The sequence below is a fragment of the Cupriavidus sp. GW821-FHT02F09 genome (assembly GCF_059421605.1).
Window position 1 is genome coordinate 257,363 of sequence record NZ_JBWKVH010000005.1, and the last position, 25,652, is coordinate 283,014.

22 protein-coding genes and 1 tRNA gene are annotated in these 25,652 nt (G+C 65.9%); 10 read left to right on the forward strand and 13 right to left on the reverse strand.

Features of this window, described 5'->3' with window-relative positions; translation table 11 throughout:
* Positions 1 to 43: 43 nt before the first annotated feature.
* Positions 44 to 1,072, reverse strand: a complete 1,029-nt coding sequence (gene rsgA, locus AC07XB_RS08575; protein WP_043348197.1) for a ribosome small subunit-dependent GTPase A — start codon at positions 1,070 to 1,072, stop codon at positions 44 to 46.
* The gene (locus AC07XB_RS08580; protein ID WP_492375435.1) at positions 1,069 to 2,316 is read right to left on the reverse strand and encodes a M48 family metallopeptidase; all 1,248 of its coding nucleotides are present in this window, start codon (positions 2,314 to 2,316) and stop codon (positions 1,069 to 1,071) included. Before AC07XB_RS08580 ends, rsgA begins: the two co-directional genes overlap by 4 nt.
* 195 nt (positions 2,317 to 2,511) lie before the next feature.
* On the opposite strand from AC07XB_RS08580, the gene orn reads away from it, so the two are divergent.
* Positions 2,512 to 3,168 carry an oligoribonuclease gene (gene orn / locus AC07XB_RS08585; protein WP_492813742.1) on the forward strand — a complete coding sequence of 219 codons (657 nt, stop codon included), beginning with the start codon at positions 2,512 to 2,514 and terminating at the stop codon, positions 3,166 to 3,168.
* 67 nt (positions 3,169 to 3,235) lie between these two features.
* Positions 3,236 to 4,117 (forward strand): AEC family transporter, encoded by an 882-nt coding sequence (locus tag AC07XB_RS08590; RefSeq protein WP_043348188.1) that lies wholly within the window; start codon positions 3,236 to 3,238, stop codon positions 4,115 to 4,117.
* Between the two features lie 19 nt (positions 4,118 to 4,136).
* On the opposite strand, the gene mog is transcribed toward AC07XB_RS08590, so the two are convergent.
* A complete protein-coding gene (gene mog, locus AC07XB_RS08595; protein WP_492375433.1) occupies positions 4,137 to 4,790 on the reverse strand; it encodes a molybdopterin adenylyltransferase in 654 nt (217 codons plus the stop codon).
* Positions 4,791 to 4,841: 51 nt separating this feature from the next.
* The gene (yjgA, locus tag AC07XB_RS08600) at positions 4,842 to 5,459 is read right to left on the reverse strand and encodes a ribosome biogenesis factor YjgA (RefSeq protein ID WP_492813739.1); all 618 of its coding nucleotides are present in this window, start codon (positions 5,457 to 5,459) and stop codon (positions 4,842 to 4,844) included.
* A 57-nt stretch (positions 5,460 to 5,516) separates the two neighbouring features.
* On the opposite strand from yjgA, the gene pmbA reads away from it, so the two are divergent.
* On the forward strand, positions 5,517 to 6,887 hold the full coding sequence (pmbA, locus tag AC07XB_RS08605) for a metalloprotease PmbA (protein WP_477132472.1): 1,371 nt from the start codon (positions 5,517 to 5,519) through the stop codon (positions 6,885 to 6,887).
* A gap of 90 nt (positions 6,888 to 6,977) precedes the next feature.
* Here pmbA and AC07XB_RS08610 read toward each other — a convergent pair whose 3' ends face one another.
* From AC07XB_RS08610 to AC07XB_RS08620, 3 genes are all read right to left on the reverse strand, one after another.
* Positions 6,978 to 7,478, reverse strand: coding sequence for a dihydrofolate reductase (locus tag AC07XB_RS08610; protein ID WP_492376081.1), 501 nt, complete (start codon positions 7,476 to 7,478; stop codon positions 6,978 to 6,980).
* Positions 7,475 to 8,269 (reverse strand): thymidylate synthase, encoded by a 795-nt coding sequence (locus AC07XB_RS08615; protein WP_492831079.1) that lies wholly within the window; start codon positions 8,267 to 8,269, stop codon positions 7,475 to 7,477. Before AC07XB_RS08615 ends, AC07XB_RS08610 begins: the two co-directional genes overlap by 4 nt.
* A gap of 187 nt (positions 8,270 to 8,456) precedes the next feature.
* The gene (locus AC07XB_RS08620; protein ID WP_183036309.1) at positions 8,457 to 9,155 is read right to left on the reverse strand and encodes a TerC family protein; all 699 of its coding nucleotides are present in this window, start codon (positions 9,153 to 9,155) and stop codon (positions 8,457 to 8,459) included.
* 551 nt (positions 9,156 to 9,706) lie between these two features.
* Between AC07XB_RS08620 and egtD the strand changes: the two genes are divergently transcribed.
* Positions 9,707 to 10,807: an L-histidine N(alpha)-methyltransferase gene (gene egtD / locus AC07XB_RS08625; protein WP_492376083.1), complete on the forward strand. Its 1,101-nt coding sequence runs from the start codon at positions 9,707 to 9,709 to the stop codon at positions 10,805 to 10,807.
* A gap of 150 nt (positions 10,808 to 10,957) precedes the next feature.
* A complete protein-coding gene (locus AC07XB_RS08630; protein ID WP_492831080.1) occupies positions 10,958 to 12,217 on the forward strand; it encodes an SUMF1/EgtB/PvdO family nonheme iron enzyme in 1,260 nt (419 codons plus the stop codon).
* A 136-nt stretch (positions 12,218 to 12,353) separates the two neighbouring features.
* Here the strand turns inward: AC07XB_RS08630 and AC07XB_RS08635 are convergent, their stop codons facing one another.
* Positions 12,354 to 14,309 (reverse strand): DEAD/DEAH box helicase, encoded by a 1,956-nt coding sequence (locus AC07XB_RS08635; RefSeq protein ID WP_492376085.1) that lies wholly within the window; start codon positions 14,307 to 14,309, stop codon positions 12,354 to 12,356.
* 1,022 nt (positions 14,310 to 15,331) lie between these two features.
* On the opposite strand from AC07XB_RS08635, the gene AC07XB_RS08640 reads away from it, so the two are divergent.
* Positions 15,332 to 15,727 carry a YXWGXW repeat-containing protein gene (locus AC07XB_RS08640; protein WP_492376095.1) on the forward strand — a complete coding sequence of 132 codons (396 nt, stop codon included), beginning with the start codon at positions 15,332 to 15,334 and terminating at the stop codon, positions 15,725 to 15,727.
* A gap of 106 nt (positions 15,728 to 15,833) precedes the next feature.
* Positions 15,834 to 15,908 (forward strand) — tRNA-Arg (locus AC07XB_RS08645).
* Positions 15,909 to 15,984: 76 nt separating this feature from the next.
* Here the strand turns inward: AC07XB_RS08645 and AC07XB_RS08650 are convergent.
* Entirely contained in the window at positions 15,985 to 16,317 is a 333-nt protein-coding gene (locus AC07XB_RS08650) for a DMT family transporter (protein ID WP_441635072.1), read from the reverse strand.
* 289 nt (positions 16,318 to 16,606) lie between these two features.
* Here AC07XB_RS08650 and AC07XB_RS08655 point away from each other — a divergent pair, with 289 nt between their 5' ends.
* Entirely contained in the window at positions 16,607 to 17,101 is a 495-nt protein-coding gene (locus AC07XB_RS08655; RefSeq protein WP_492376086.1) for a hypothetical protein, read from the forward strand.
* Between the two features lie 10 nt (positions 17,102 to 17,111).
* Here AC07XB_RS08655 and AC07XB_RS08660 read toward each other — a convergent pair whose 3' ends face one another.
* Positions 17,112 to 18,302: a benzoate/H(+) symporter BenE family transporter gene (locus tag AC07XB_RS08660; protein WP_492813766.1), complete on the reverse strand. Its 1,191-nt coding sequence runs from the start codon at positions 18,300 to 18,302 to the stop codon at positions 17,112 to 17,114.
* Between the two features lie 94 nt (positions 18,303 to 18,396).
* The gene (locus tag AC07XB_RS08665; RefSeq protein ID WP_492831081.1) at positions 18,397 to 19,323 is read right to left on the reverse strand and encodes an amino acid ABC transporter substrate-binding protein; all 927 of its coding nucleotides are present in this window, start codon (positions 19,321 to 19,323) and stop codon (positions 18,397 to 18,399) included.
* Between the two features lie 533 nt (positions 19,324 to 19,856).
* Here AC07XB_RS08665 and AC07XB_RS08670 point away from each other — a divergent pair.
* On the forward strand, positions 19,857 to 21,779 hold the full coding sequence (locus AC07XB_RS08670) for an ATP-binding cassette domain-containing protein (RefSeq protein ID WP_492376088.1): 1,923 nt from the start codon (positions 19,857 to 19,859) through the stop codon (positions 21,777 to 21,779).
* A 164-nt stretch (positions 21,780 to 21,943) separates the two neighbouring features.
* Here AC07XB_RS08670 and AC07XB_RS08675 read toward each other — a convergent pair whose 3' ends face one another.
* Both AC07XB_RS08675 and AC07XB_RS08680 read right to left on the reverse strand, forming a co-directional pair.
* The gene (locus tag AC07XB_RS08675; protein ID WP_492831082.1) at positions 21,944 to 22,090 is read right to left on the reverse strand and encodes a hypothetical protein; all 147 of its coding nucleotides are present in this window, start codon (positions 22,088 to 22,090) and stop codon (positions 21,944 to 21,946) included.
* Entirely contained in the window at positions 22,087 to 23,319 is a 1,233-nt protein-coding gene (locus AC07XB_RS08680) for an MFS transporter (RefSeq protein ID WP_492376090.1), read from the reverse strand. The genes AC07XB_RS08675 and AC07XB_RS08680 overlap by 4 nt, the downstream gene beginning before the upstream one ends.
* Positions 23,320 to 23,624: 305 nt before the next feature.
* On the opposite strand from AC07XB_RS08680, the gene AC07XB_RS08685 reads away from it, so the two are divergent.
* Entirely contained in the window at positions 23,625 to 25,616 is a 1,992-nt protein-coding gene (locus AC07XB_RS08685) for a DNA topoisomerase IV subunit B (protein WP_492376091.1), read from the forward strand.
* Positions 25,617 to 25,652 lie beyond the last annotated feature (36 nt).

The following is a 25,652-nucleotide window of genomic DNA, read 5'->3' on the forward strand; positions in this document are numbered from 1 at the left end:
GCGCTGCATGCCCGTTTGCCTGCAGGCGGCGCGCCCGATTACCTTACCACGGCTTTTGCTGGCGGGATTCGTGCAGCAGCTGCGTGTAGAGCTGGTGGCGCCGGCCGGAGATCTCGCCGGCCTTCATCGACGCCAGCACACCGCAGCCGGGTTCGTTGATGTGGTGGCAATTGTAGAAGCGGCACTCGGTCAGGCGTGGGCGGAATTCAGGGAACGCGCGCTCCAGCATGCCTTCGCTCAGGTGGTGCAGGCCGAACTCCTGGAAACCCGGCGAATCGATCAGGCAGCCACGCTGGCGCGCTTGAGGATCTGCGCCATCCGCGCTATCCACGCCATCGGCCTCGCCATCCACGCTGGCGGGCAGGTGGTAGAGGCGGGTGAAGGTGGTGGTGTGCTTGCCCGAATCCAGCTTGGCGGAGATTTCCCGGGTTTGTGCTTCCACGCCCGGGATCAGCAGGTTCAGCAGGGAGGACTTGCCCATGCCCGACTGGCCGATCAGGATGCTGGCGCGGTGCGCCAGCTGCGGGCGCAACTGCGCCAGCGTATCGTCCGGCGATCCGTGCACCGACAGGAACAGCGTCTCGTAGCCAAGCCCGCGGTACAGCGCCAGGCGGCCGCGCGCTTCTTCCAGCCGCTCGGTCAGGTCGATCTTGTTGAGGATGATCAGCGGGCGGATGCCCAGTGCTTCGGCGGACACCAGCGCGCGGCCCAGCAGGTCTTCCGAGAAGCCCGGCTCGGTCGCCAGCACGATCACGACCTGGTCGATATTGGCGGCCAGCAGCTTGGACTTGAACTGGTCCGAGCGATGCAGCAGGTTTTTGCGCGGCTTGAAGCCGGTGATCACGCACTGGTCGGACGCGGCGCGCTCGATGGTGACGCGGTCGCCGACCGCGCATTCGCTGCGCTTGCCGCGCGGGAAGCCGTGCAGGCGGCTGCCGTCGTCCAGCTCGATCACATAGTGGCGCCCGTGCGCGGCGACGATCAGCGCCTCCTCGGCGGCGGCGCCATTGGCATTGGCTTTGGCAGGGCTTGGGGCGCGCTGCGGGCCTCCCCGGCTGGCGGCGCGGCTCATGCGTGCGCCAGCAGGCGGTCGATCCGCTGTGCTGCCGGTGGGTGCGAGTAGTAGAAGGCGCTGTAGATCGGGTCGGGGGTCAAGGTAGAGGCATTGTCCTTGTAGAGCTTGACGAGGGCAGAGACCAGGTGGCCGGCATCGGTCTGGCCGGCCGCAAACGCATCCGCCTCGAATTCATGGCGGCGCGAGGTCTGGCTGGCCAGGGGGCCGAGCAGGAAGGTGAATACCGGCAAGGTCAGGAAGAACAGCACGAGGGCAAGGGCGTGATTGGTGGTGCCGAGGTTGGGCAGCACGCCCAGCCCGGTGTAGAACCACGTGCGGCTGGAAAGCCAGCCCAGCGCGGCGAGGAAGACCAGGCTCAGCGCAAAGCTGACCAGCATGCCCTTGAGGATGTGGCGCCGCTTGAAGTGGCCAAGCTCATGCGCCAGCACCGCTTCGATCTCGTCATCGGCAAGGCGCTCCATCAGCGTGTCGAAGAAAACGATGCGCTTGGCCGCGCCGAACCCGGTGAAGTAGGCATTGCCGTGCGCGCTGCGCTTGCTGCCGTCCATCACGAACAGGCCGCGGCTGCGGAAGCCGCATTTCTGCAGCAGGCGCGTGATGCGGGCTTCCAGCGAGGCATTGGCCAGCGGCTCGAAGCGGTTGAACAGCGGCATGATCACCGACGGGGCAATCATCTGCACAAAGATGGTGAAGGCGATCCACGTCAGCCAGGTCCAGGCCCACCAGTACTCGCCCATATGTGCCATCAGCCACAGCACGGCGAGCAGCAAGGGCAGGCCTAGCACGCAGCCAATGGCGGTCATCTTGAGCATATCGGCCAGGTAGAGCTTCCAGCCCATGCGGTTAAAGCCAAAGCGCTGCTCGATGCCGAACTGCCCGTAGAGCGAGAAGGGCAGGTCGACCAGGCCCCCGATCACGGCCACGCTGGCGATCAGCGCCACGCTGTAGGCGTAGCCCGGGCCGAAGGTGTCGATCCAGAACTGGTTGATCCACTGCAGCCCGCCCAGCATGGTCAGCACGATCAGCAGCGCTGCGCCAGCCAGCACTTCCAGCATCGACAGCCGGGTGCGGGCGATGGTGTAGTCGGCCGCCTTCTGGTGGGACGACAGCGTAATGGTGTCGGCAAAGCGGGCAGGCACCGCATGACGGTGTTGCGCCACATGGCGCACCTGGCGGGCGGCCAGCCAGAGCTTGGTCAGCACCATCAGCATCAGGGCGGCTAGGAACAGAAACGTGAACATCGGGCAGAGCCTTGTCGTGTGAAGCCTTGGCGTACGCGGTGGCGGCCGGACCGCCGAAGCGGGTTTCCGAGCGCGTTGGAACCGGCGGCGGCGGCGGATATGCGAGAATTATAAGTTGTTCGTGCCCGCTGCCCCGTGTTCCTGATCCGGAGCGCGGGCGCGCCCCCTTTTGCTTCTCTTTCGATTGCAGTCCAGATGACCAGCCAAAATACCCACGTCCCCAGCGGCGTCAAATCCGTCAAGAGCGAAAACAACCTGATCTGGCTGGACATGGAGATGACCGGCCTGATGCCCGACACGGACCGCATCATCGAGATCGCCATCGTCGTGACGGACTCCGAACTCAACATCCTGGCCGAAGGCCCGGTGCTGGTGATCCATCAGGAAGACGCCGTGCTCGATGGCATGGACAACTGGAACAAGGGCACCCACGGCCGCTCGGGCCTGATCGACAAGGTCAAGGCCTCGACCCTGACCGAAGCCCAGGCCGAGGTCGAGCTGCTGGCCTTCCTCAAGCGCTGGGTGCCTGCCGGCAAGTCGCCCATGTGCGGCAACTCGATCTGCCAGGACCGCCGCTTCATGGCACGCTACATGCCCAAGCTGGAGGCGTTCTTCCACTATCGCAATCTCGACGTCTCCACGCTCAAGGAGCTGTGCAAGCGCTGGGAGCCGGCCATCCACAAGGGCTTCATCAAGCGCCAGCTGCACACCGCGCTGGCCGATATCCTGGAGTCCGTGGAAGAGCTGCGCTACTACCGCACCCACTTCATCCGCCAGTCGGCACCGGCGGCAGCGGCAGCACCCGCAACCGCAGCCGAGGCGAGCGCGACGCCGGATACCCCGGCCGCCTGATTTTTTCTCCTCCCATGTCACTGCCAAGGCGCCCTGCGGGGCGCTTTGGCTTAACGGCAGCCCGCCCATGCTTGCGCGCATCGTCTCGATCATCACGCCGGTCATCCTGATCATCCTGGTCGGCTGGCTCTACGGGCGCCGCGCGCATCCCGACATGTCCGGGATCAACCGCGCCACGCTCGATGTGATCGCGCCGCTGCTGGTGGTGTCGGCTTTTGTCAGCAAGGAATTCGTGCTGGCCGACCAGCTTGTGCTGCTGGGTTGCGCGGTTGCCGTGGTGCTGGGCTCGGGGTTGCTGGCGTGGCTTGGCGCGCGGCTGCTGGGGGCGGATCCGCGCACCTTCGTGCCGCCGATGATGTTCAACAATTGCGGCAACATGGGCTTGCCGCTATCGGTGTTCGCGTTCGGGCCGGTCGGGCTGGCGCCCGCGGTGGCGCTGTTCGCCGCGTCCAACCTGATGCACTTCACCATCGGCATGAAGATCGTCAACCGGCACGCGTCGATCACGCAGATCGCGCGCAATCCGATGGTGCTGGCAACGGTGGCGGGGGTGGGATTGTCGCTGGCGCGGCCATGGTTCTCGCTGCCGGAGCCGGTGTTCCAGTCGATCAAGCTGCTGGGCGACGCCACTGTGCCCCTGATGTTGTTCGCGCTCGGCGTGCGCATGAAGGACGTGAGCCTGCGCAACTGGGGCATGGGCGCGATCGGCGCCGTGGTCTGTCCGCTGACCGGCATCGCCTGCGCCTTGCTGCTGGCGCAGGTGGTGCCGCTGACCCAGCTCCAGCGCGGGCTGCTGTTCGTGTTCGCGTCGCTGCCGCCGGCCGTGCTCAACTTCCTGGTGGCCGATCATTTCCGGCAGGAGCCGGACCAGGTGGCGTCGATCGTGCTGCTGGGCAATGTGGCTGCCGTGGTGTTCGTGCCGGTGGGACTGTATCTGGGGCTGCGATAGCGTGGCTGCCCCCTGAGGTTCACGCGGCGGGTTTGGCGCGGATCGCGTGCTTGGGGCGCCACACCTTGGCCACGGCTTCGTCAGTGTCGATGTAAGGCCCGCCGATCAGGTCGACGCAGTAGGGCACGGCGGCAAAGATGCCTTGCACGATGGATTTGCCATCCTCGCCACGCAGTCCTTCCAAGGTTTCACGGATGGCGCGCGGCTGGCCCGGCAGATTGATGATGAGGGCGGCGCGGCTGGCGGTTTCGCGAATCACCGCCACCTGCCGCGAGAGGATGGCCGTGGGCACGAAGTGCAGGCTGACCTGGCGCATCTGCTCGCCAAAGCCAGGCATTTCCTTGGTGCCTACCGCCAGCGTGGCCTCGGGGGTGACGTCGCGGCGGGCCGGGCCGGTGCCGCCGGTGGTCAGCACCAGATCGCAGCCGGCCACGTCGACCAGCTCGATGAGCGTGCGCGAGATCAGCGCCTGCTCGTCAGGGATTAGCCGCTCCACGGCCTGCCAGGGCGAGCTCAGGGCGCGCCCGAACCAGTCGCGCAGCGCCGGGATGCCCTCGTCCTGGTAGGTGCCGGTCGAGGCACGGTCGGAGATCGAGACAAAGCCAACCAGCAGTTCGTCCGGGTGCCTGCGGGCAACGGGATGGACCAGCGCGGGCGTTGTGGTTTGCGTCATCTTGTCCCCATTTCCTTGGTTGCTGCGTTTTGGATGTCGGCTATATGCCGGTTATTCGCCGGCTTCCGGCTCGGGTTCCTGCTCGCCGGTGGCTGCGGCCTGCTTGCTTTCCAGCGCGGTCTTGACGGCCTGGAACAGCTCGCGGAAGTAGCGCGGCGGCTTGTTCATCTCGTGCTCTTTGCGCGCGTTGCGGATGATGTTGCGCAGTGCCTGGACGTCGCTGGCCGGGTGCTCGGCCAGGAATTTCGTCAGCGCGGCGTCGTCCGCCAGCAGCAGCTCGCGCCAGCGCTCGACCAGGTGCAGCTTAGCCGTCTCGGCCTTGCTGGTGCCCTTGAAGCCTTCCAGCACGCGCTGGATGGCGGCCACTTCGTCATCGTCCAGCCTGCGCATGACCTTGCCGACATACTGCATCTGGCGGCGCTTGCCTTCGTGGTTGGTGATGCGCCGCGCGTCGCGGATGGCGTCGGCCAGCGCTTCAGGCATGGGCACGCGCGCCAGGCGGTCCTTGGGCAGCGCCTCAAGTTCCACGCCCAGGTCTTGCAGGGCGAGCATGTCGCGCTTTTTCTGCGACTTGCTCTTGAGCATGTCGTCGTCGTCGGCCGGCTCAGGGGTGAACGGGTCGGGGAAGCCGGAGGCGTTCCGGGGGGAGGGGCGGGTGTTTCGCGTCATGGTTGGCATTTTATCTTGCTATGATTCTTGTTTGGACTTTTGATGACCGCGCCCACAATGGATCAATCCGCAGACCAGACCACCCACTTCACTTATACCCAGGCCCAGCTCAGCGAGATGGCCGCCGATGTGCTGCGGGTGGCACGCGAGCTGGGCGCCACCGACGCGGCTACTGAGATCTCCGAGGGCAGCGGCCTGTCGGTGTCGGTGCGCAAGGGCCAGGTGGAAACCATCGAGCAAAACCGCGACAAGGTAGTGGGCGTCACGGTCATGATCGGCCAGCGGCGCGGCAACGCCAGCACTTCGGATTTCTCGCCGGCGGCCCTGCGCGCCACGGCCGAGGCGGCTTACAACATCGCTCGCTTCACCGCGGAAGACGATTGCGCCGGCCTGGCTGAAGAAGCGCTGCTCGAGCGCAACCCGCAGGATCTCGACCTGTTCCACCCCTGGAATATCGACGCTGAGCAAGCCATCGAGCTCGCGCGGCGCGCCGAGGCGGCCGCCTTCGCGGTCTCGCCGCGCATTCGCAATAGCGACGGCGCCAGCGTCTCGGCCCAGCATTCGCAGTTCGTGCTGGCCACTTCGCGCGGCTTCACGGGCGGCTACCCGTATTCCCGCCACTTTATTTCCTGCGCGCCGATCGCCGGCACCGGCAGCGGCATGCAGCGCGACGACTGGTACTCGTCCAAGCGCGCGCCCGGCGCGCTGGCCGCGCCCGAGGACATCGGCCGCTATGCCGCCGAACGCTCGCTGGCCCGCCTGAATGCGCGCCAGTTGTCGACGCGCCGCTGCCCGGTGCTGTTCGAGGCACCTCTGGCCGCCGGCCTGCTCGGCGCCTTCGTGCAGGCCGTGTCCGGCGGCGCGCTGTACCGCAAGTCGACCTTCCTCTACGACACATTGGGCAAGGCGGTGTTCGCGCCGCATATTCATATCCACGAGCAGCCCCACCTGCCGGGCGCCATGGGCAGCGCACCCTTTGACGAAGAAGGCGTGAAGACCCACGCGCGCGATGTGGTGCGCGGCGGCGTGGTGGAAGGCTATTTCCTCTCCACGTACTCGGCGCGCAAGCTGGGCATGACGACCACCGGCAACGCCGGCGGCTCGCACAACCTGACGCTCTCCAGCAAGCTGACCACGCCGGCAGACGACTTCGCCGGCATGCTGCGCAAGCTGGGCACGGGCCTGCTGGTGACCGAGCTGATGGGGCAGGGCGTGAACTACGTGACGGGCGATTACTCGCGCGGCGCGTCAGGCTATTGGGTCGAGAACGGCGTGATCCAGTACCCGGTGGAAGAGATCACCATCGCCGGCAACATGAAGGAGATGTTCCAGCAGATCGTGGCCATTGGCGCCGATGCGCTGGTGCGCGGCACCAAGGAAACCGGCTCGGTCCTGATCGAGCAGATGACCATTGCCGGCGGCAACTAAAACGACAGCGGCGGCCTGAAGACAGGCCGCCGCGCGCGTAAAACGTCAGCGACGTCAGCGACGCTTGAAACTTTCCGTTTGAGGCGGCCGTTATTCCTCGCCCGACGGCGGGCGCTCGTACGTCACGAACGCGTAGTCGAAACCGTTCGCCTCCGAATGATGCCGCTCGCGCTGCGTCGCGACCCACTGCTGCGGGTCGATGGCCGGAAACACCGCGTCGCCCTCCACATCCGCATCGATTTCCGTCACCACCAGCCGGTCAGCGCTGGGCAGGGCCTCGGCATACAGCTGCGCGCCGCCGATCAGGAAGATCTGCGGGGCGCCCACGCATAGCCGCTGCGCTTCTTCCAGCGAGTTCGCCACGTCGCAGCCCTCGATGCGCAGGTCGCGGTTGCGGCTCACCACGATATTGCGCCGGCCCGGCAGCGGCCGGCCGATCGACTCCCACGTCTTGCGGCCCATCACGATGGGCGCGCCCATGGTGGTGCGCTTGAAGTGCGCCAGGTCCTCGGGCAGGCGCCAGGGCAGGGTGTTGTCGCGGCCGATCACGCCGTTGCGGGCTTTCGCCACGATCAGGGTCAGCAACGTCATACGGCCACCGGTGCCTTGATGGCCGGATGCGATTCGTAGCCCACCAGTTCGAAGTCCTCGTATTTGTAGTCGAAGATGCTGTCGGGCTTGCGCAGGATCTTCAGTTGCGGCAACGCCATCGGTGCGCGCGCGAGCTGGGTTGCCACCTGCTCGGCATGGTTGCTGTAAATGTGGCAGTCGCCGCCGGTCCAGATGAAGTCGCCTACCTCCAGCCCGGTCTGCTGCGCGATCATGTGCGTCAGCAGCGCATAGCTGGCGATATTGAACGGCACGCCAAGGAAGATATCGGCGCTGCGCTGGTACAGCTGGCAGGACAGGCGGCCGTCGGCCACGTAGAACTGGAAGAATGCATGGCAGGGCGGCAGCTTCATCTGCACGATCTCGCCCACGTTCCAGGCCGATACGATCAGCCGGCGCGAATCGGGATTGCTGCGGATCTGCGCCATCAGGTCGGTGATCTGGTCGATGTGGCGGCCGTCCGGCGTGGGCCACGCGCGCCACTGCGAGCCATAGACCGGCCCGAGCTCGCCGTTTGCGTCGGCCCATTCGTCCCAGATGCTGACGCCGTTGTCCTTCAGGTACTGGATGTTGGTCGAGCCCTTCAGGAACCACAGCAGTTCGTGAATGATCGACTTCATGTGCAGCTTCTTGGTGGTCACCACCGGGAAGCCTTCGCGCAGGTCGAAGCGCATCTGGTAGCCAAACACCGAGCGCGTGCCGGTGCCGGTGCGGTCGGCCTTTTCGGTGCCATGCTCTTGCACATGGCGCATGAAGTCGAGGTACTGTTTCATCGGCGCGGGTGTTGGGGAAAAGTGACGCGACAGCGGTGTGCGCGTATGGCAGGCAATCTGCTAACCGAATAGCAAATTGCTAAAGGGTTAGCATTTTATCGCAAAGCAAAACGGGCCGCCTTTCGGCGACCCGTGGCGACCCGTTTTCAGGTTCCAGCTAGCTCGGCGGCGCTGGCGCCGTCGCGCATTACTGCGCGGCAGTAGCCGGAGCCCGGCGCTTTTGCACCAGGTAGCCGCCGCCCAGCACGCCGCCGACGACCACCACGAACAAGCCGTAGTAGGCCAGTGCGTTGCTGTTGAAGAACTCCTTCACCAGCGGCTCGCTGACGATCATCTTGACTGCCGTGAAGGCCAGCACGCCGGCACCCACGAAGATGATCGAGGGGAAGCGCGACATCAGCTTGAGCACCAGGCTCGAGCCCCACACCACGATGGGGATGCTGATGAGCAGGCCCAGCACCACCAGCAGGAAGCTGCCGTGCGCCGCGCCAGCCACAGCCAGCACGTTGTCCACGCCCATCACAGCATCGGCGATGATGATCGTCTTCATCGCGCCCACCAGGGTGGTTGCGCCCGCGCCATGCTCGTCGCCATTGCCGTCATCGGACAGCAGCTTGTAGGCGATCCACACCAGGGCCGCGCCGCCGATCAGCAGCAGGCCAGGGATCTTGAGCAGCCACACCACGCCGACCGTCATGGCCGAACGGACCACGACCGCGCCGACAGTCCCCCAGATGATGGCCTTCTTCTGCAGGTGGGGCGGCAGGTTGCGCGCCGCCAGGGCGATCACGATCGCATTGTCGCCGGCCAGCACAAGGTCAATGACGACGATGGATAGCAGTGCCGTCAGGAACTGCATCGTGAACAAATCGGTAAACCATTCCATGAAATCTCCTCGAACAACGAATAGCTAAGAGCCGTGCGTACGCACCGGTTTGGCCTGGAGACATGATGTGTGGGAGCTTGGGGCGCCTTTGCAAACCATGAAACCAGGTTGCAAAGGTCTTGCTCGACCGCTGATGGTACTTGGCGCGGTCAGCACAACCGGAGACTGTCAGTCCCGGAATGACGATTGTGCTAAGGGCATGGCCCCGGAGCTACTCCCCTTTGAGGGGCGATCCAATCCGGGCGAGCCCGAAGCAGATACGCTGAGGCGGATTATAAACGATGCTGCGTATTTTTTGTGGGGGCGCTGTGGCGGCATTGCGGCGGCAAACTGTTGTTGAACAAGGCGCACTTTCTGGTTTTCACTGCACTGAGGATTTTGTGCAATGCGGTAAGCACACTCCGCGCTCGCCAGCTATCCTGAGAAGACTTGCATCGGCTGATGCGCCCCAGACGTCACCGGAGGCGGATCCCTTGCAACTCCCGCGCATGCCGTGACGTGCGGGCCCCTGGGGGTTTTATGCAGTGCCCATCGACCATCAAGGAAACGTCATGCCGGCAGTCCCGACCCCGCTGAATCCACTGAACGTACGCCTCAATCACACCCAAGCCAATCACAACGGCACCTCGGCCCTGAAACCCAACGGCCCCCCCGCCAGCAGCGTCGTCGTCGGCAACGGCCATGCGCAGCCGAACCCGGTGCCCCGGCTGGATTTCATCCAGCAGTACCACGAGGACAGTGGCGCGCTACGCGGCGAGATCACGCGCGGCCTGCTGGCCGGCGCCGCCAGCATCAGCCCCAAGTTCTTCTACGACGTGCTCGGCTCGCGCCTGTTCGAGGCCATTACCGACCTGCCCGAGTACTACCCCACGCGCACCGAGGCCGCGGTCTTTTCTGCATTTGCTCCCGCCATGGCCGCGCGCGCCGGCAGTGGCTGCGTGCTGATCGACCTTGGCGCGGGTAACTGCCAGAAAGCGGCCCGGCTCTTCGGCAGCCTGCAGCCGGCGCAATACGTGGCGCTGGATATCTCGGTGGAGTTCCTGCGCGGCACGCTGTTCTGCCTGCAGCAGCAGCATCCGCAGATTCCCATGCTTGGCCTGGGCGCCGACCTGTGCGTGCCGCTCGATCTGCCGCCCGAGGTCAGGCACGGGCGCCGCCTGTTTTTTTATCCAGGATCCAGCATTGGCAATTTCGCACCAGCTCAGGCGCAGGCCTTGCTGCAGCGGCTGCGGGCCGCGGCGGGCAGGGGGGATGGCGTGCTGATTGGCGTGGACCTGCTCAAGGACGAGCAGGCGCTGGTGGCCGCCTATGATGACCCGCTGGGTGTGACCGCCGCCTTCAATCGCAATGTGCTGCGCAACCTGAATCGCATCGTGGGCAGCGACTTTCAGCTTGAGGACTGGCGTCATGTGGCCAGCTTCGACCGCGAGGGGTCGCGCATCCAGATGCACCTGCAAGCTGAGCGCGAGGTCACCGTGCACTGGGCGGAGGGTAGCCGCGGCTTCCGCGCGGGCGAGCAGATTCATACGGAGGATTCGTATAAATACCGCCCTGACGACTTCGCTGCCTTGCTCGAGGCTGCGGGCTTCGACGATCCGGTCTGGTGGAGCGATCCGCGCGGATGGTTCGCGGTGTTCCACGCCCGGGTCTGAAGTCTGAGGCTACGGGGCCCACCGCGAGGGGGCGGCTGGGCCTGGTGTCATAATGCCCGCATCTATCCGGCGAAAGGTGCGGCGCATGGCGCACGCGGCTCGCCGGATCACGCAACCGGGTGCCAATCCCATTCTCCGGCAGGGTGTTCGATGAGCGGCTTTTCCATGCTTCCCGACCTTCATTTCAACGGCGGCAAGGCCGTCTGGGCCGATGCCCGGCGGCTGCCGCGCGAAGGCCTGGCGCAGGCGCTGGTGGAAGCGCGCAACCGCACCCTGGCCTGGCTGGCCGCTTTTGGCCAGACCCGGCGTGGCTGGGAGGTGCCTCGCCAGGATTTTGCCGACCCGCCGTTGTGGACGCTCGGGCATGTGGCCTGGCACGCCGAATGGTGGTGCCTGCGCGACGTGCGCACGCTCGAGCGCGATGGCGCCTGGCTGCAGGTGGCCAGTGTGCCGTCGCTGCTGCCCGGCGCCGACGAGTGGTTCGATCCCGATCGCATCGATCCCGATGCCCGCTGGGAGGTCACGCTGCCCGACGTGGCCGTGGTCAAGCGCTACGCCGCCGACGTGCTCGATGCCGTCCTGCGCCGGCTGGCGGCGCAACCCGACGATGGCGATAACACGCTCTATGCCTGGTGCCGCGCGCTGTTTCACGAGGACCGCCAGGGCGAGGCCATCGCCGCTCTGCTGCAGGCGCTGGGCGTTGCCCCGGTGGAGCCTGCGGTCGTCCTGCCGTCGGTATCGGTGCCGCACGGCGGTACCTTGCAGTTTCCCGGCGGGCGTTTCATCCAGGGCTGGAACACGCCGGATGGTTTCGCGCTGCCCGACGAGTTGCCGCCGCAGCCTACCTATGTGCCAGCTTTCGAGATGGATGCCGCGCCGGTCAGCAATGCGCAGTTCCTCGATTTCGTAGAGGACGGCGGCTACGAGCGCGCGTCGTGGTGGTCGGCGGCGGGGCGCCAGTGGCTGATGATGCAGGATCGCTCGGCGCCACGCTACTGGGCCCGCCATTCTGAGTCGCGGGCCTGGATGGCCTTGCGCTTCGGCAGTCTGCGCACGTTGAACCCTGACGAGGCGGTACGTCACGTCAGCCTGTTCGAGGCGCAAGCCTGGTGCGCCTGGGCAGGCCGGCGCCTGCCCACGGAAACGGAATGGGAACTGGCGGCGGTCCAGGATCGGGGCGGCCTGCGCTGGGGCATGGTGCGCGAGTGGACGGCGACGCCGTACGAGCCCTACGCGGGATTCGAGGCGGACCCCACCGATATGGAATACGTGTACTGCTTTGCCAGCCACCAGGCGGTACGGAGCACGTCTTTCGCCAGCCCGGCGCGCCAGCGTCATGCGCGCGCGCGCATGGCACTGCTGCCCGAGGACGATTTCGCGTTCGTCGGTTTTCGCAGTTGTTCGATGTAGCGGGGCGCTGGTTGCCCGTGGCGAGCGCCGTTGGTTGAGGCGGCCAAAGCCAAAGAAAAAGGCACCCGAAGGTGCCTTTTTCTTTGGCTTTGCGAGAGATCACCGCCTAAGCGGTGAACCTGTTCAGCCTGGCGAATTAACGCTCGAAACGCGAGCGACCGCCGGTGTTGCCGTTGCCGTTGCGCTGACCGCCGCCGAAGCTGCGGGGGGCGCCATCACGGTTGCCATCGCGGTTGCCGAAGCTGCGGCCTTCGCCGCCACGGTAGCCACCGTTGCCGCCATTGCCGGCTGCACCGCCGCCAAAGCCGCCACGATTGCCGTCGCCGAAGCTGCGGGGAGCCGCGCCGTCACGATTGCCGAAGCCACGATTGTCGCCGCCACGGTAGCCGCCGCCTTCGTTGTTGAAGCTGCGCTGGCCGCCGGCTGCGCCCTGGCCGCCCTGGCCACGATAGCCGGTGCTGTTGCCATTGGGGTTGCCCAGGCCGCTACGGTCGCCGAAGCCACGGTTGCCGTCACGGTCGCCGAACGGGCGATCGCCTGCGGGACGCGGGGCGCCGTCACGGCTGCCGAAGCCGCGGCTTTCGCCGCCGCCGAACTTGCGGTCGCCAAAGCTGCGGTTTTCACCACCGCGATAGCCGCCGCCATTGCTGTTGCCACGGTAGCCACCGCGGTCACCACCCGGCTTGCCGGCGAAGCCCGAACGCGGCTTCGGCGAGCGACGCGGCTCCAGGCCTTCGATCACCGATGCGTCGACACGGTTGTTGGTGAAGCGCTCGATGCGCTTCCACTGGAACATGTCGCCGTGGTTCACCAGGTTGATGGCGACGCCCGAGCGGCCAGCACGGCCGGTACGGCCGATACGGTGGACGTAGTCTTCCGCTTGCTTGGGCAGGTCGAAGTTGACCACGTGGGTGATGTCGGGCACATCGATGCCGCGTGCGGCCACGTCGGTTGCCACCAGGATGCGCAGGTTGCCGCGGCGCAGCGAGGTCAGGGTGCGGTTACGCGCGCCCTGGGTCATGTCGCCGTGCAGCGCGCCGGCTGCGAAGCCGGTGTCCGACAGGCGCTCGGCCAGCGAATCGGCATCGCGCTTGGTCGCGGTGAAGACGATGGCTTGCTTGAGCGTGGTGTCGCGCAGCAGGTGGTCCAGCAGCTTTTCCTTGTGCGACATGTCGTCGGTGAAGTGCAGGCGCTGTTCGATATTGCTTTGGTCGGCGCGGGTCGCGGCGATTTCGATGCGTTGCGGATCGCGCAGCTGACGCGAAGCCAGCTGGGCGATGCGGCCGTCCAGCGTGGCCGAGAACATCAGCGTCTGGCGGGTGGCCGGGGTAGCGGCAACGATGGCGTCGATGTCGTCGGCGAAGCCCATGTCGAGCATGCGGTCGGCCTCGTCGAACACCAGCATGTCCAGCTGCGACAGGTCGATACGGCCGGCTTCAACGTGGTCCAGCAGGCGGCCCGGGGTAGCGACCAGGATGTCAGGCATCTTGGACAGCGCGGCGAGCTGCTTCGGGTAAGGCATGCCGCCCAGGATGCTGGCGCAGACGATGCGGCGCAGGTGGCGGCCGTACTTGGCGGTGGCTTCGGTAACCTGCAGGGCCAGTTCGCGGGTCGGGGTCAGCACCAGCAGCGCGGGTTGCGCCGGCGACGGACGGGGGCGCTTGCCCTTCATGCGCTTGACCGGATCGTCCGAACGCGGGCGATTCGGCGAAGCCTTCTCGCTGATGCGCTGGATCGCCGGCAGGATAAAGGCGCCGGTCTTGCCCGAGCCGGTCTGGCTCGACACCAGCAGGTCGCGGCCAGCCAGGAAGGCGGGGATCGCTTGTGCCTGCACCGGGGTCGGGGTGGTGTAGTTCAGTTCAACCAGGGCGCGAAGAATGGCTTCTTCGAGGCCGAGCTTGGCGAAGCCGTTTTCGGCATCGATGGCAACAGCGGCAGGCGCCGCCACGGCGGCTTCCGGGCTGAGGATGGCGTCGAGCTTGTCGAGCGGGCTCGGTTCCTGGATAGCGGGGGTGGCGATGGCTGCGGCTTCGATCGATGCGTCGGCGGCGGAGGCAAAATCTTGCTCCGCACGAATGTCGTGCTGGGTCATGTCGTAATTTTCTTTAAATGCATGGCACCCCATGCCGAACTAGCGAACAGGGGCGGGCGCAGTGCAAAGTCTTAAAAAGGCTTCGGCGCCAATCGGTGAGGCCGTTACGACAGACACAGCTGGCAGTACGGCGGCAGGCAGGGTGACACCGGGCACAAGGCCGGGCGGCAGTCCCTGGCAGGCAAACAGCTCTATAGAGCTATTCAACAGGATCGGAGACGAGGCGACGTCGGTGAGAAATGCGTTCTGTCGGGTATCACCACTTGGCCTTGATGCAGCAAACAGCGCGGCAACATAAAGCAGGCCAGTCGGCGGGACCGGGGAGCAGAGCTTGAGAGCGGGGGCGGTATCGCCTGCCGGAAGAACCCGGCTGGCGTGTTGCACAACTCACAGTGCGAACTCACGGCGCGAATTATAGCAGAAACAAAAGTAAGTTTGTTGCACTGCGATAGGAATTCCTTTCTGAGGCCGATATGCGGCTGAAGCACGAGATTTTGCGTGCTATCGCGCACTTTTCGAGGCATTTACCCCTGCCGCATTCAAAGTTGCATCCGTAGGCTGCCTGCCTATACTGAAGCCGTCGGGCACACGGTTGCCCGGCAAGGTGGCGGACCTGGAATACCCGCTGACCTTCCTCGGCGCTTTGCTTTAAGTGCTGCTAGCCGCTGATATCGCGGCAGTCGGCGTCAGTGCCAGCTTTCCTTCGACTCTCCGGGTGGTCCGGAGGGACGTCCGCGTCATGGGCGGAATCATGGGAAACGCTGCTTGCAACGACTGTTGCCGCGATAGCGCCGGCGTTGACCTGGAAGGTCCGGACCGTCCGCAACCAGCCCGCCAGTTTCCTGGCGGGCTTCTCGTTTGTGGGGCTGGCGGTTCTGCTAACCGCGCCTCGCCTCGCCTCGCCACGCCGCTGCGTTTCCTTCGCGCGACAAAAGTCATCCATGGATACCTTTGCTAACAGCCAGAAGTTCCGGGTCAGGCTATTCTCGCTCCTGAACAACACAGGCAAGCGAGAGAACAATATGCGAAAGATTCTGTTGTGTGCGGCAGCAGTAGCGGGCTTTGCGGGTGGGTTGGGCGTGGCGCCGGCGGCGCTGGCCCAGGTGTCAATCAATGTGGCGATTGGTGTTCCGCCGCCCGCCCCCGTCTATGAAGCCGTCCCGGTTGCGCGTCCCGGCTACGTCTGGGCCCCCGGCTACTGGGATTGGGACGATCGCGGCCACAAGCACAAATGGAAAAAGGGCAAATGGGAGCGCGAGCGCGCCGGCTACGTCTACGAGGCGCCGCGCTGGGTGCAGGCCAGCGGTGGCTGGGTGTTGATGCCCGAGCGCTGGGACGGACGCGGCGACGGTGGGTATGGCAAGAAAGACAAGGGCTATCACTGTCCCCCGGGGCACGCCAAGAAAGGCGAGTGCTGAATAGGGAGTGGCGCGTTTCTTGGGCGGTGAGGATTTTGATATACTCCGGCCTGCTCCGGGATCCGCGCCGCCAAGGCGCACTCACCGATCCGGGAGTGTCTATCGTCTCGCCGTAGTTCAATGGATAGAACACGCGCCTCCTAAGCGTGAAATGCAGGTTCGATTCCTGCCGGCGGGACCACCCCACAGGTCTCAGCGGTCCATCAAAGCTCCCCCGGTTGAAATGCAGAGGCTTGCCGCCGCGCGGCGCATGCGTCTCAATGCGTCCCCATCTTCGAAAACAGCTGAATCACCGCCACTCCCGCAATAATCAGCCCGATCCCCACCCAGGCCGCCAGATCCGGCACTTGCCGGTACAGCACGCTGGCAATCAGCGTCACGAGCACGATCCCCGCGCCGCACCAGATCGCGTAGGCGATGCCCACGGGCACGGTCTTCATGACCTGCATCAGCAGGAAGAAGGCGCTGACATAGCCGGCCACGACCAGCACGCTTGGCCATAGGCGCGTGAAATTCTCGGCGGCCTTGAGGCTGCTGGTGGCAATGACTTCGGCCGCGATGGCGAGGGCCAGTAGTACATAGGCATTCATGGATGGGTTCTTCACGTTGGCTGTCGCTGGGGCCACATTTTCCCATAGCTGCCCGGCGGGCCTTTCCGGGTGTACAGTGCAAAGCATGCTCGAGGCCGCTTTGCGGGCTGGTGATCCCTCCTTTCGGGTGGTTGTTCCTTGCGGGGATGCCATCTTCAATCGAGGTAGAAGCGCGCCGTCCAGGCGCCGGCAGTCCGGAGTCGTGTCGTGGGGTGGTCGCGGTAGCCCCGACCAGCTGGCAGTCGTGATAAAGCCAGCGGCGGGTGAGTCAGGTTTGCAGGGGAGCGTCATGAAAGGCGAGGATGAGGTTCAGACCGTGTGGCCGCAGGTGGATGGCCAGACGACGGGTCAGGGGCTCTGGCAGAACACGATTGCCGCAGCGGATGTGGCACTGGAAGAGGCGTCGCGCATACAGCGAGGCGTGCAGCACAACCTGAAGCTCCAGCAGGAAGTGAGGGCGCTGCGCGAGGAGTTGTGCAAGGCGCACGGCGAGCTGGATCGCTACCGTGGCATGCATGCGCGCGTGGTGGTCGGCATGCGGCAGCTGGAGGAGGGTAACGCTGGAGAGATTAGCCGCCTGCGCGCCGAGAGCGAGATGCTGATGGTGCGCCACCGGGTCTACAAGCTGCTCTCCGAGCACTATGCGCTCACCGCGCTGCGCTTTGATCCCGCCACGTTTGCCGAGCACCGCGACCGGGTGCTGCAGCACATCCTGTTCCAGCGGCGCAAGGGCACACCGGTCTCCGGGATCGGCGCCGCGGACATTGCTTTCCTGCTGCTGTAAGCGCTCGCGCTTACCCAGCCTTGGCGGCAGTACGCGGTCGCAAGACGATCAGCGCCAGCATGCCGCCCACCACACCCCAGAAGGCCGACCCCACGCCGGCCAGCGTCATGCCTGAGGCGGTGATCATGAATGTCAGCAGGGCGGATTCGCGCTCGGCCGGCGTTTGCATGGCCGTGGTCAGGCCGCTGGCGATGGAGCCGAGCAAGGCAAACGCGGCCACCGCAACGACCAGCGCTTTGGGGAACGCCGCGAACAGCGCGGCGATGCTGGCTGCCAGCGCGCCCGCAACCAGATAGCCGATGCCACAAACCACCGCTGCTGTATAGCGCCGGTTGCGGTCGGGATCCGCTTGCGCGCCGGTGCAGATGGCCGCGGTAATGGCCGCCAGGTTGATGCCGTGCGAGCCGAACGGGGCGAGCAGGGCGGAGGCGACACCAGTGACGGTGATCAGCGGCGAGGCCTGTACGTGATAGCCGTCGGCGCGCAGCACCGCCAGCCCGGGAATATTCTGTGACGCCAGCGCCACGATGAACAACGGTACCGCGATGCTGACGAAGGCTCGCAGCGAGAACGCCGGCGTGGTCCACACCGGCTTGGCCAGCGCGAAATGGAACGATTCGAAATGCAGCTGGCCAAGCGCGCCGGCCAGCGCCACGCCCGCCAGCAGCACGCCCGGCACCGCGTAGCGCGGCCAGAAGCGCTTGCCCAGCAGGTACAGCGCGAACATCACCAGCAGCAGCAGGGTCTGATGCTGGGCTTGCACGAACACGTCGACGCTGATGCGGAACAGGATGCCGGCGAGCAGCGCTGAGGCAATGCTGGCCGGCAGCGCGCGCATCAGTTTGTCGAACCAGCCGGTCATGCCGGCGGCGGTCATCAGCACCGCCGCCATGACGAAGGCGCCGATGGCTTGCGCGTAGGGAACGCCGGGAAGGCTGGCGATCAGCAGGGCGGCGCCAGGGGTGGACCAGGCAACGACGATGGGCGCCCGCGTCAACAGGGACAGCCCGATGGTGGTCACGCCCATGCCGATGGACAACGCCCAGATCCACGAAGCGACTTGCGCGTCCGACAAGTGGGCGGCCTGGCCGGCCTGGATCATCAGCACCAGCGAACTGGTGTAGCCGGTCAGCATGGCGATCAGCCCGGCGACCAGGGCGGAGACAGAGAGATCGGTCAGCTTCAGGGGCGTGATGGACATGGGGCGGGACATGGTGCGGCACCCGACGCAAAGCGTGCGGAAAAAGCGGCTGGGCCGCCATCTTCGCACGAGTTGCGCCGTTGCGGACGCGCGCTCAGTCGGCGACCTTGTCGCTGGGGAACTTGAAGGAATCGCGCAGCAGGTAGCTCATCGGGATGTCGAGGTTGACCCCTTGCGGCGGGATCGGCGACTGGAACCATTTCTTGTAGAGCTTCTGGGTATCGAGCGAATAGATGGAGGCGACCAGGATCTTGTCCACCAGCCGCTTGAACTCGGCGTCCTGTTTCGACAGCATGATGGCGTAGGGCTCGATCGTCAGCAGCTCGTTGGTGACGGTGTAGCGGGCCGGGTCGCGCGCATTGGCGCGCAGGCCGTAGAGCAGCACGTCGTCCATCACGAAGGCGTCGGCCTTGCCTTGCTCGACCATGGCGAACGCCTCGGCGTGGTCCTTGGCTTCCACCACGTGGATCTGCATGGCGCCGGAGCCGTTGATCTGGCGCACCACCGCGAGCGACGTGGTGCCCACCGTGGAGACGACCGTCTTGCCGCGCAGGTCGCCCAGCTTGCGGATGCCGGAGTCGGTCTTGACCAGCATGCGGCTGCCGGCGATGTAGTGTGGAATGGTGAAAGCAACCTGCGCGCGCCGCTCGCGGTTGTTGGTGGTGGAGCCGCATTCGAGATCGGCCTTGCCGTCGACGATGGCGGCGATGCGGCTGGCCGGCGTGACAGGAACGAATTCCACTTTGAGGCCTGGGAGCCGGAGCGCGCCGCGCAGGGCGTCGGCCACCCGCAGGCACAGGTCGATGGCATAGCCGTAGGGCTTGCCGTCGGCCACGAAGGAGAACGGCACCGAGCTCTCGCGGTGGGCGATGCGCAGCACGCCGGTCTGTTCGATGCGCTGCAGCACTGGCGTGCTGCCGGACTGCGCGGCGGCGGGCATGGCGACAACGGCGAGTGAAAGCGAAAGCAGGGTCGATAGCACAAGCAGCAGCGGCAAGCGCTGCGCACGCGGATGGATCATGGAGTTCCCCGTACAAAGAAAAAGGCATCAAGCGGAATTGGCGTTGGGTCGCCTCTCACCGGTTCGGACCGGTTCTTGTATTGCTGCCGTTGTGCTGCGGCCTGCCGGCCGCCGGCCATTGTTCCATGGGGGAAAGCGGTCCGGCAATCGTCACGCCGGGGGGTGTTGCGCGGCGCGCAACAGGCGCGTGGCAGACGTGCAAGAGCCGCGCCGCAGGGGGCGTTGACGGGGCTTTCCCTTACGGACTTGTACGACTAGAGGCAGCCCGGGGCGCTTGCTATGCTCCTTTCCGTGCCTTGCGAGCAGGGCACCGAGGAGAGACTCTTGGGCCCGCGCGAGCGCGGGCCCTTCTTTTTTTGTGGCGGCCGCAGGCCAGGGGTTTGCGCCGCCTCCGGCGAGGGCGGGCGCCGGTGGTCTACAATGCCGGCTACCTGGCACCCCGCCGCCCGGTTGCTGTCCGACGCCGGCGCGCGGCCGCAGGTTCAAGCCGCTTGAACTGCCTCCTTTTCGCTGTCTCCTTTCGTATTGCTCCCATGGCCCTGTTTTCGATTTCCGACGCCCAGCTTGCCTTCGGGCATGTGGCCTTGCTCGACCATGCCGACTTCTCGCTGGAAGCCGGCGAGCGCGTCGGCCTGATTGGCCGCAACGGCACCGGCAAGTCGTCGCTGCTCAAGATCGTGGCCGGCCTGTCCGCGCCGGACGATGGCCTGATCGCGCGCCAGAGCGGCGTGACCTCGGCGTATGTGCCGCAAGAGCCGCAGTTCGAGGCGGGTGTGACCGTGTTCGACGCCGTGTCCCAGGGCCTGGGCAAGATCCACGACCTGCTGGTCGCCTACGAGGCAGCACTGGCGGGGCTGGACGACAACCACGACGAGGATTCGCTGGCCGAGCTGCACCGCCTGCAGTCGGAAGTCGACGCCGCCGGTGCCTGGGGTTTGCGCACGCGGGTCGAGACCACGCTGGCGCAACTCAGCCTGAGCGCCGATGTGCGCGTGGATGCGCTATCTGGCGGCATGCAAAAGCGCGTGGCGCTGGCGCAGGCCCTGGTGGCCGAGCCCGACATCCTGCTGCTGGACGAACCGACCAACCACCTGGACGTGGAAGCGATCCGCTGGCTGGAAGACCTGCTGCTGGCCTTCCGTGGCAGCGTGCTGCTGATCACCCACGATCGCGCCTTCCTGGACCGCGTGGCCACCCGCATCATCGAACTCGACCGTGGCCGGCTGATTTCCTTTCCTGGCAACTTCGCCGCCTATCAGGCGCGCAAGGCCGAGCTGCTGGCCGCCGAGCAGGTCGAGCAGGCCAAGTTCGACAAGCTGCTGGCGCAGGAAGAAGTCTGGATCCGCAAGGGCGTGGAAGCGCGCCGCACGCGTAGCGTGGCGCGTATCCAGCGCCTGGAGACGATGCGAACGGACCGCGCGGCGCGCCGCGACGTGCAGGGCAACGTCAAGCTGGAAGTGTCGCAAGGCGAGCGCTCCGGCAAGATCGTTTCCGAGTTGACGGATGTCAGCAAAGCCTTTGGCAACAAGATGGTGGTGCGCGACTTCACCGGCACCATCATGCGCGGCGACAAGGTCGGCCTGATCGGCGCCAACGGCGCGGGCAAGACCACGCTGCTGCGCCTGATCCTGGGCGAGCTGGCGCCGGATGCCGGTACGGTCAAGAACGGCAGCAACATGCAGGTGGCGTATTTCGACCAGATGCGCACGCAGCTGGACCTGGAGCGCTCGCTGGCCGATACCATCAGCCCTGGCAGCGACTGGGTCGAGATCAACGGCCAGCGCAAGCACGTCATGAGCTACCTCAGCGATTTCCTGTTCGCGCCGGAACGCGCGCGCTCGCCGGTCAAGTCGCTGTCCGGCGGCGAGCGCAACCGCCTGCTGCTGGCGCGCCTGTTCGCGCGCCCGGCCAATGTGCTGGTGCTGGACGAGCCGACCAACGACCTCGACATCGACACGCTGGAACTGCTTGAAGAACTGCTGCAGGACTACAGCGGCACTGTGTTCCTGGTGTCCCACGACCGGGCCTTCCTGGACAACGTGGTGACCTCCACCATCGCCGCCGAAGGCGACGGGCGCTGGCGCGAGTACGTGGGCGGCTACTCCGACTGGCAGGTCCAGTCGGCGCGCAGCGCGGCCATGCAGGACGCGCGCGGTGGCGAGGGCAAGGCCGCCGCGGAAAGCACGAAGCCGCGCGAAGCCCGCGCGGCCAACCGCCTGGTCAAGCTGTCGTACAAGGAACAGCGCGAGCTGGACACGCTGCCGGAGCGTATCGCTTCGCTGGAAAGCGAGCAAAAGGCTGTTGGCGCACAGCTGGCGGACGGCTCGCTGTATGTGAGCGACGCGGGCAAGGCCGCGCAGCTGGCGGCCCGCCACGATGAGATCGACCTGGAACTGCTGGAGGCGCTGGAGCGCTGGGAAGTGCTGGAAGCCAAGACCAAGGCCGAGGCGCCGTAAGGCCAGCACCGCTTGCCATGACGACGGCTGTCTCTCCCTCTCCCCTCAGGGGGAGAGGGCCGGGCAGTGGGGTGGCTTAGCTAGGAGCCACTAGAAGCGGAGCTACGGTTTTTTCCAGCACGCGGGGGGAGGAACAACGGGCGATTGTTAGTCCTCGCGTCCCTTCACCCGCACCAGGCGAGCACCATGTTCGTCAGATCCACCATGAAAGCCGGCCGCAGGTAGGCCATGAAGGCCAGCGTCAGCACCCCGGCCAGCGCCGCGAAGCCTGCTGCCCGAAGCGCAAGGCCGGCGGGGCGTGCCGTGATCATGCCGCGGCCCCTTGCGGCCGCGCGATCGCATGCTCGCGGATCGGCAGGTTGACCAGGGCGGCCACTACGCCCAGCCCGATCGCGATCATCCAGACCGTGCTGTAGGTGCCGGTCCGGTCATACAGGAAGCCACCCAGCCACGCACCTAGGAAGCTGCCGATCTGGTGCGAGAAAAACACCACGCCCGACAGCATCGACAGGTACTGCACGCCAAACACCTGCGCGATGATGCCGTTGGTCAGCGGCACCGTGGACAGCCACAGGAAACCCATCATCGCGGCGAACACCCAGGTGCTGGTAGCCGTGAGCGGCAGCAGCAGGTAGCCGGCAATCACCACGGACCGGGTGATGTAGATCAGTGAAAGCAGGAAGCGCTTGGGCACGCGCTGCCCCAGCGCGCCCGCGCTATAGGTCCCGAACACATTGAACAGCCCGATCAGCGCCAGCGCCACGGTCGCGATCTTCGGGTCGGTCAGGCCCCGGTCCTTGAGATAGGGCGCCAGATGCACGCCGATGAACACCACCTGGAAGCCGCAGACGAAGTAGCCCAGCGTGAGCAACTGGAAGTTGCGGTTGCCGAACGCTTCGCGCACGGCCTGGCCGATGGTCTGCTGGAAGCCGGGCGCGTGCGTCGCGCCCGGCGGCTCGCGCAGGCTGAAGGCCAGCGGCAGCATCAGGCAAGCCAGCACCGCCAGGATGAACAACGCGTTCTGCCAGCCGGCAGTCGAGATCAGCGTCTGCTCCACCGGGATCATCAGGAACTGCCCGAACGAGCCCGCGGCCGCCGCGATGCCCATGGCCCACACGCGCTTCTCGGGGCTGGCCACGCGGCCAATCACGCCGTACACCACGCTGTAGGTGGTGCCGGACTGCGCAATGCCGATCAGGATGCCGGCGCCAGAGGCGAAGGCGGTGCCGGAGGTGGCCATGGCCATCACGACCAGGCCCGCCACGTATAGCGCAATGCCGACCAGCATGATGCGCAAGCCGCCGAACTTGTCGGCCAGCGCGCCCGTGAACGGCTGGGTCACGCCCCACATCAGGTTTTGCAGCGCCAGCGCGAAGGCAAAGGTCTCGCGGCTCCAGCCGTGGGTCTGCGTGATCGGCAGGTTGAACAGGCCGAAGCCGTGCCGGATGCCCATCGACAAGGTGACGAGCAGGCCACCGCAAATCAATACGGTTGTGAGGGAGAGTGGTTTTCTTGGTGTGTGTTGAATCGTGTTCTGCATGGCGTCCTGCATCCTGGCTCGGTGTGCGTAGTGCTGTTTTAGTTTTGTCGGCGCGGTCCGGAACCGCCTTGGCCACGCCGGTGCGAGCGAGTGTACCCCGCATCCCGGGAGGACGTCGGGCGTCACTCCGATGCCGCCCGCGACACCGGATGTGCCGAATCGCGCACGGCAATTGCTGGTGACGATTGGCATCAAGACGGCTACCCGCTTCCATTACAATGCAGGCTGCCCGGCCCCCCTGGCTGGCGTGCGGCAACCGCGCCCCCGCCAAGGCTGGCCGAGAATCCCACTAAGCAAGCGACTCCATGGCGAGCAAAATCAGTCAGTACAGCGAATCCTCCATCCGGGTCCTGAAGGGCCTGGAGCCGGTCAAGCAACGACCCGGCATGTACACCCGTACCGACAATCCCCTGCACATCGTGCAGGAGGTGATCGACAATGCCTCCGACGAGGCCCTGGGCGGCCACGGCTCCGAGATCATGGTCACCCTGCATCGCGACGGCAGCATCAGCGTCGAGGACGATGGCCGCGGCATCCCGGTCGGCATCCATCCCGAAGAGCAGGTCCCGGTGGTGGAAATCGTGTTCACGCGCCTGCACGCGGGCGGCAAGTTCGACAAGGGCAAGGGCGGTGCCTATGCCTTCTCGGGTGGCCTGCACGGTGTGGGCGTCTCCGTTACCAATGCGCTGTCGACCCGCCTCGACGTGACCGTATGGCGTGACGGCAACTGCTCCACGCTGACCTTCTCCGGCGGCGATGTCACCGTGCCGCTGGCCACGCGCAAGCTCGAGCGCGGCGAGAAGAAGGGCGGCACGCGGGTGCAGGTCTGGCCCGATGCGAAGTACTTCGATTCGGCCGCGATCCCGATGGCCGAGCTGCAGCGGCTGCTGCGCAGCAAGGCGGTGCTGTTGCCCGGCGTCAAGGTCACGCTGCTGCAAGAGAAAAACGGCGAGCGCCAGACTTGGCAGTACGAGCAGGGCCTCAAGGGCTACCTGGTGGAAGCGCTGGCGCAGGGCAGCGGCGCCGAGCTGGTGGTGCCGATGTTCGAAGGCGAGCACTTCGCCGACCCGGACGCCAACGCGGCGGAAGATGGCTTCGCCGAGGGCGAGGGCGCTTCCTGGGTGGTGGCGTGGACCGAAGATGGCGCGCCGGTGCGCGAGTCCTATGTCAACCTGATTCCCACGCCGGCTGGCGGCACGCACGAGTCCGGCCTGCGCGAAGGCCTGTTCCAGGCAGTCAAGAGCTTTATCGAGATGCACGCGCTGCAGCCCAAGGGCGTGAAGCTGATGAGCGAGGACGTGTTCGCCCGTGCCTCGTTCGTGCTGTCCGCCAAGGTGCTGGACCCGCAGTTCCAGGGCCAGATCAAGGAGCGCCTGAACAGCCGCGACGCGGTGAAGCTGGTGTCCACCTTCAGCCGTCCCGCGCTGGAGCTGTGGCTCAACCATCACGTCGAGTACGGCAAGAAGCTCGCCGAGCTGGTGATCCGCCAGGCGCAGGCGCGCACGCGCGCGGCGCAGAAGGTGGAAAAGAAGAAGGGTTCCGGCGTAGCCGTGCTGCCGGGCAAGCTGACCGACTGCGAATCCACCGACGTCACCCGCAATGAACTCTTCCTGGTCGAGGGCGACTCCGCCGGCGGCTCGGCCAAGATGGGGCGCGACAAGGAGTTCCAGGCCATCCTGCCGCTGCGCGGCAAGGTGCTCAACACCTGGGAGACCGAGCGCGACCGCCTGTTCGCCAATAACGAAGTGCACGACATCGCGGTGGCAATCGGCGTGGACCCGCACGGCCCCAACGATGAGCCTGACCTGTCCAACCTGCGCTACGGAAAGATCTGTATCTTGTCCGACGCTGACGTGGACGGTGCGCACATCCAGGTGCTATTACTGACCTTGTTCTTCAAGCATTTCCCCAGGCTGATCGACAACGGCAACGTGTGCGTGGCCCGCCCGCCGCTTTTCCGGGTGGATGCGCCCGCGCGCGGCAAGAAGCCGGCCCAGAAGCTCTATGCGCTGGACGACGGTGAGCTGGTGGCCATCCAGGACAAGCTGATGAAGGATGGCATCAAGGAAGGCGGCTGGCAGATCTCGCGCTTCAAGGGCCTGGGCGAGATGAATGCCGAGCAGCTGTGGGAAACCACCATGAATCCCGACACGCGCCGCCTGTTGCCGGTGGCGCTCGGCCATTTCGACCTGCCGCAGACCGTGGGCGTGATGAATATGCTGATGGGCAAGGGCGAGGCCGCGCAGCGGCGCACCTGGCTCGAGGAGCGCGGCAACGAGGTGATCGCCGATATCTAGGCGGCACGAATCGAACCGTTCGATACCCGCATGACG

Excerpts from the sequence above, each read along its gene's own strand:
- rsgA (WP_043348197.1), bottom strand. The coding sequence starts at position 1,072 with ATGAGCCGCGCCGCCAGCCGGGGAGGCCCGCAGCGCGCCCCAAGCCCT.
- AC07XB_RS08580 (WP_492375435.1), bottom strand. The coding sequence starts at position 2,316 with ATGTTCACGTTTCTGTTCCTAGCCGCCCTGATGCTGATGGTGCTGACC.
- orn (WP_492813742.1), top strand. The coding sequence starts at position 2,512 with ATGACCAGCCAAAATACCCACGTCCCCAGCGGCGTCAAATCCGTCAAG.
- AC07XB_RS08590 (WP_043348188.1), top strand. The coding sequence starts at position 3,236 with ATGCTTGCGCGCATCGTCTCGATCATCACGCCGGTCATCCTGATCATC.
- mog (WP_492375433.1), bottom strand. The coding sequence starts at position 4,790 with ATGACGCAAACCACAACGCCCGCGCTGGTCCATCCCGTTGCCCGCAGG.
- yjgA (WP_492813739.1), bottom strand. The coding sequence starts at position 5,459 with ATGACGCGAAACACCCGCCCCTCCCCCCGGAACGCCTCCGGCTTCCCC.
- pmbA (WP_477132472.1), top strand. The coding sequence starts at position 5,517 with ATGGATCAATCCGCAGACCAGACCACCCACTTCACTTATACCCAGGCC.
- AC07XB_RS08610 (WP_492376081.1), bottom strand. The coding sequence starts at position 7,478 with ATGACGTTGCTGACCCTGATCGTGGCGAAAGCCCGCAACGGCGTGATC.
- AC07XB_RS08615 (WP_492831079.1), bottom strand. The coding sequence starts at position 8,269 with ATGAAACAGTACCTCGACTTCATGCGCCATGTGCAAGAGCATGGCACC.
- AC07XB_RS08620 (WP_183036309.1), bottom strand. The coding sequence starts at position 9,155 with ATGGAATGGTTTACCGATTTGTTCACGATGCAGTTCCTGACGGCACTG.
- egtD (WP_492376083.1), top strand. The coding sequence starts at position 9,707 with ATGCCGGCAGTCCCGACCCCGCTGAATCCACTGAACGTACGCCTCAAT.
- AC07XB_RS08630 (WP_492831080.1), top strand. The coding sequence starts at position 10,958 with ATGAGCGGCTTTTCCATGCTTCCCGACCTTCATTTCAACGGCGGCAAG.
- AC07XB_RS08635 (WP_492376085.1), bottom strand. The coding sequence starts at position 14,309 with ATGACCCAGCACGACATTCGTGCGGAGCAAGATTTTGCCTCCGCCGCC.
- AC07XB_RS08640 (WP_492376095.1), top strand. The coding sequence starts at position 15,332 with ATGCGAAAGATTCTGTTGTGTGCGGCAGCAGTAGCGGGCTTTGCGGGT.
- AC07XB_RS08650 (WP_441635072.1), bottom strand. The coding sequence starts at position 16,317 with ATGAATGCCTATGTACTACTGGCCCTCGCCATCGCGGCCGAAGTCATT.
- AC07XB_RS08655 (WP_492376086.1), top strand. The coding sequence starts at position 16,607 with ATGAAAGGCGAGGATGAGGTTCAGACCGTGTGGCCGCAGGTGGATGGC.
- AC07XB_RS08660 (WP_492813766.1), bottom strand. The coding sequence starts at position 18,302 with ATGTCCATCACGCCCCTGAAGCTGACCGATCTCTCTGTCTCCGCCCTG.
- AC07XB_RS08665 (WP_492831081.1), bottom strand. The coding sequence starts at position 19,323 with ATGATCCATCCGCGTGCGCAGCGCTTGCCGCTGCTGCTTGTGCTATCG.
- AC07XB_RS08670 (WP_492376088.1), top strand. The coding sequence starts at position 19,857 with ATGGCCCTGTTTTCGATTTCCGACGCCCAGCTTGCCTTCGGGCATGTG.
- AC07XB_RS08675 (WP_492831082.1), bottom strand. The coding sequence starts at position 22,090 with ATGATCACGGCACGCCCCGCCGGCCTTGCGCTTCGGGCAGCAGGCTTC.
- AC07XB_RS08680 (WP_492376090.1), bottom strand. The coding sequence starts at position 23,319 with ATGCAGAACACGATTCAACACACACCAAGAAAACCACTCTCCCTCACA.
- AC07XB_RS08685 (WP_492376091.1), top strand. The coding sequence starts at position 23,625 with ATGGCGAGCAAAATCAGTCAGTACAGCGAATCCTCCATCCGGGTCCTG.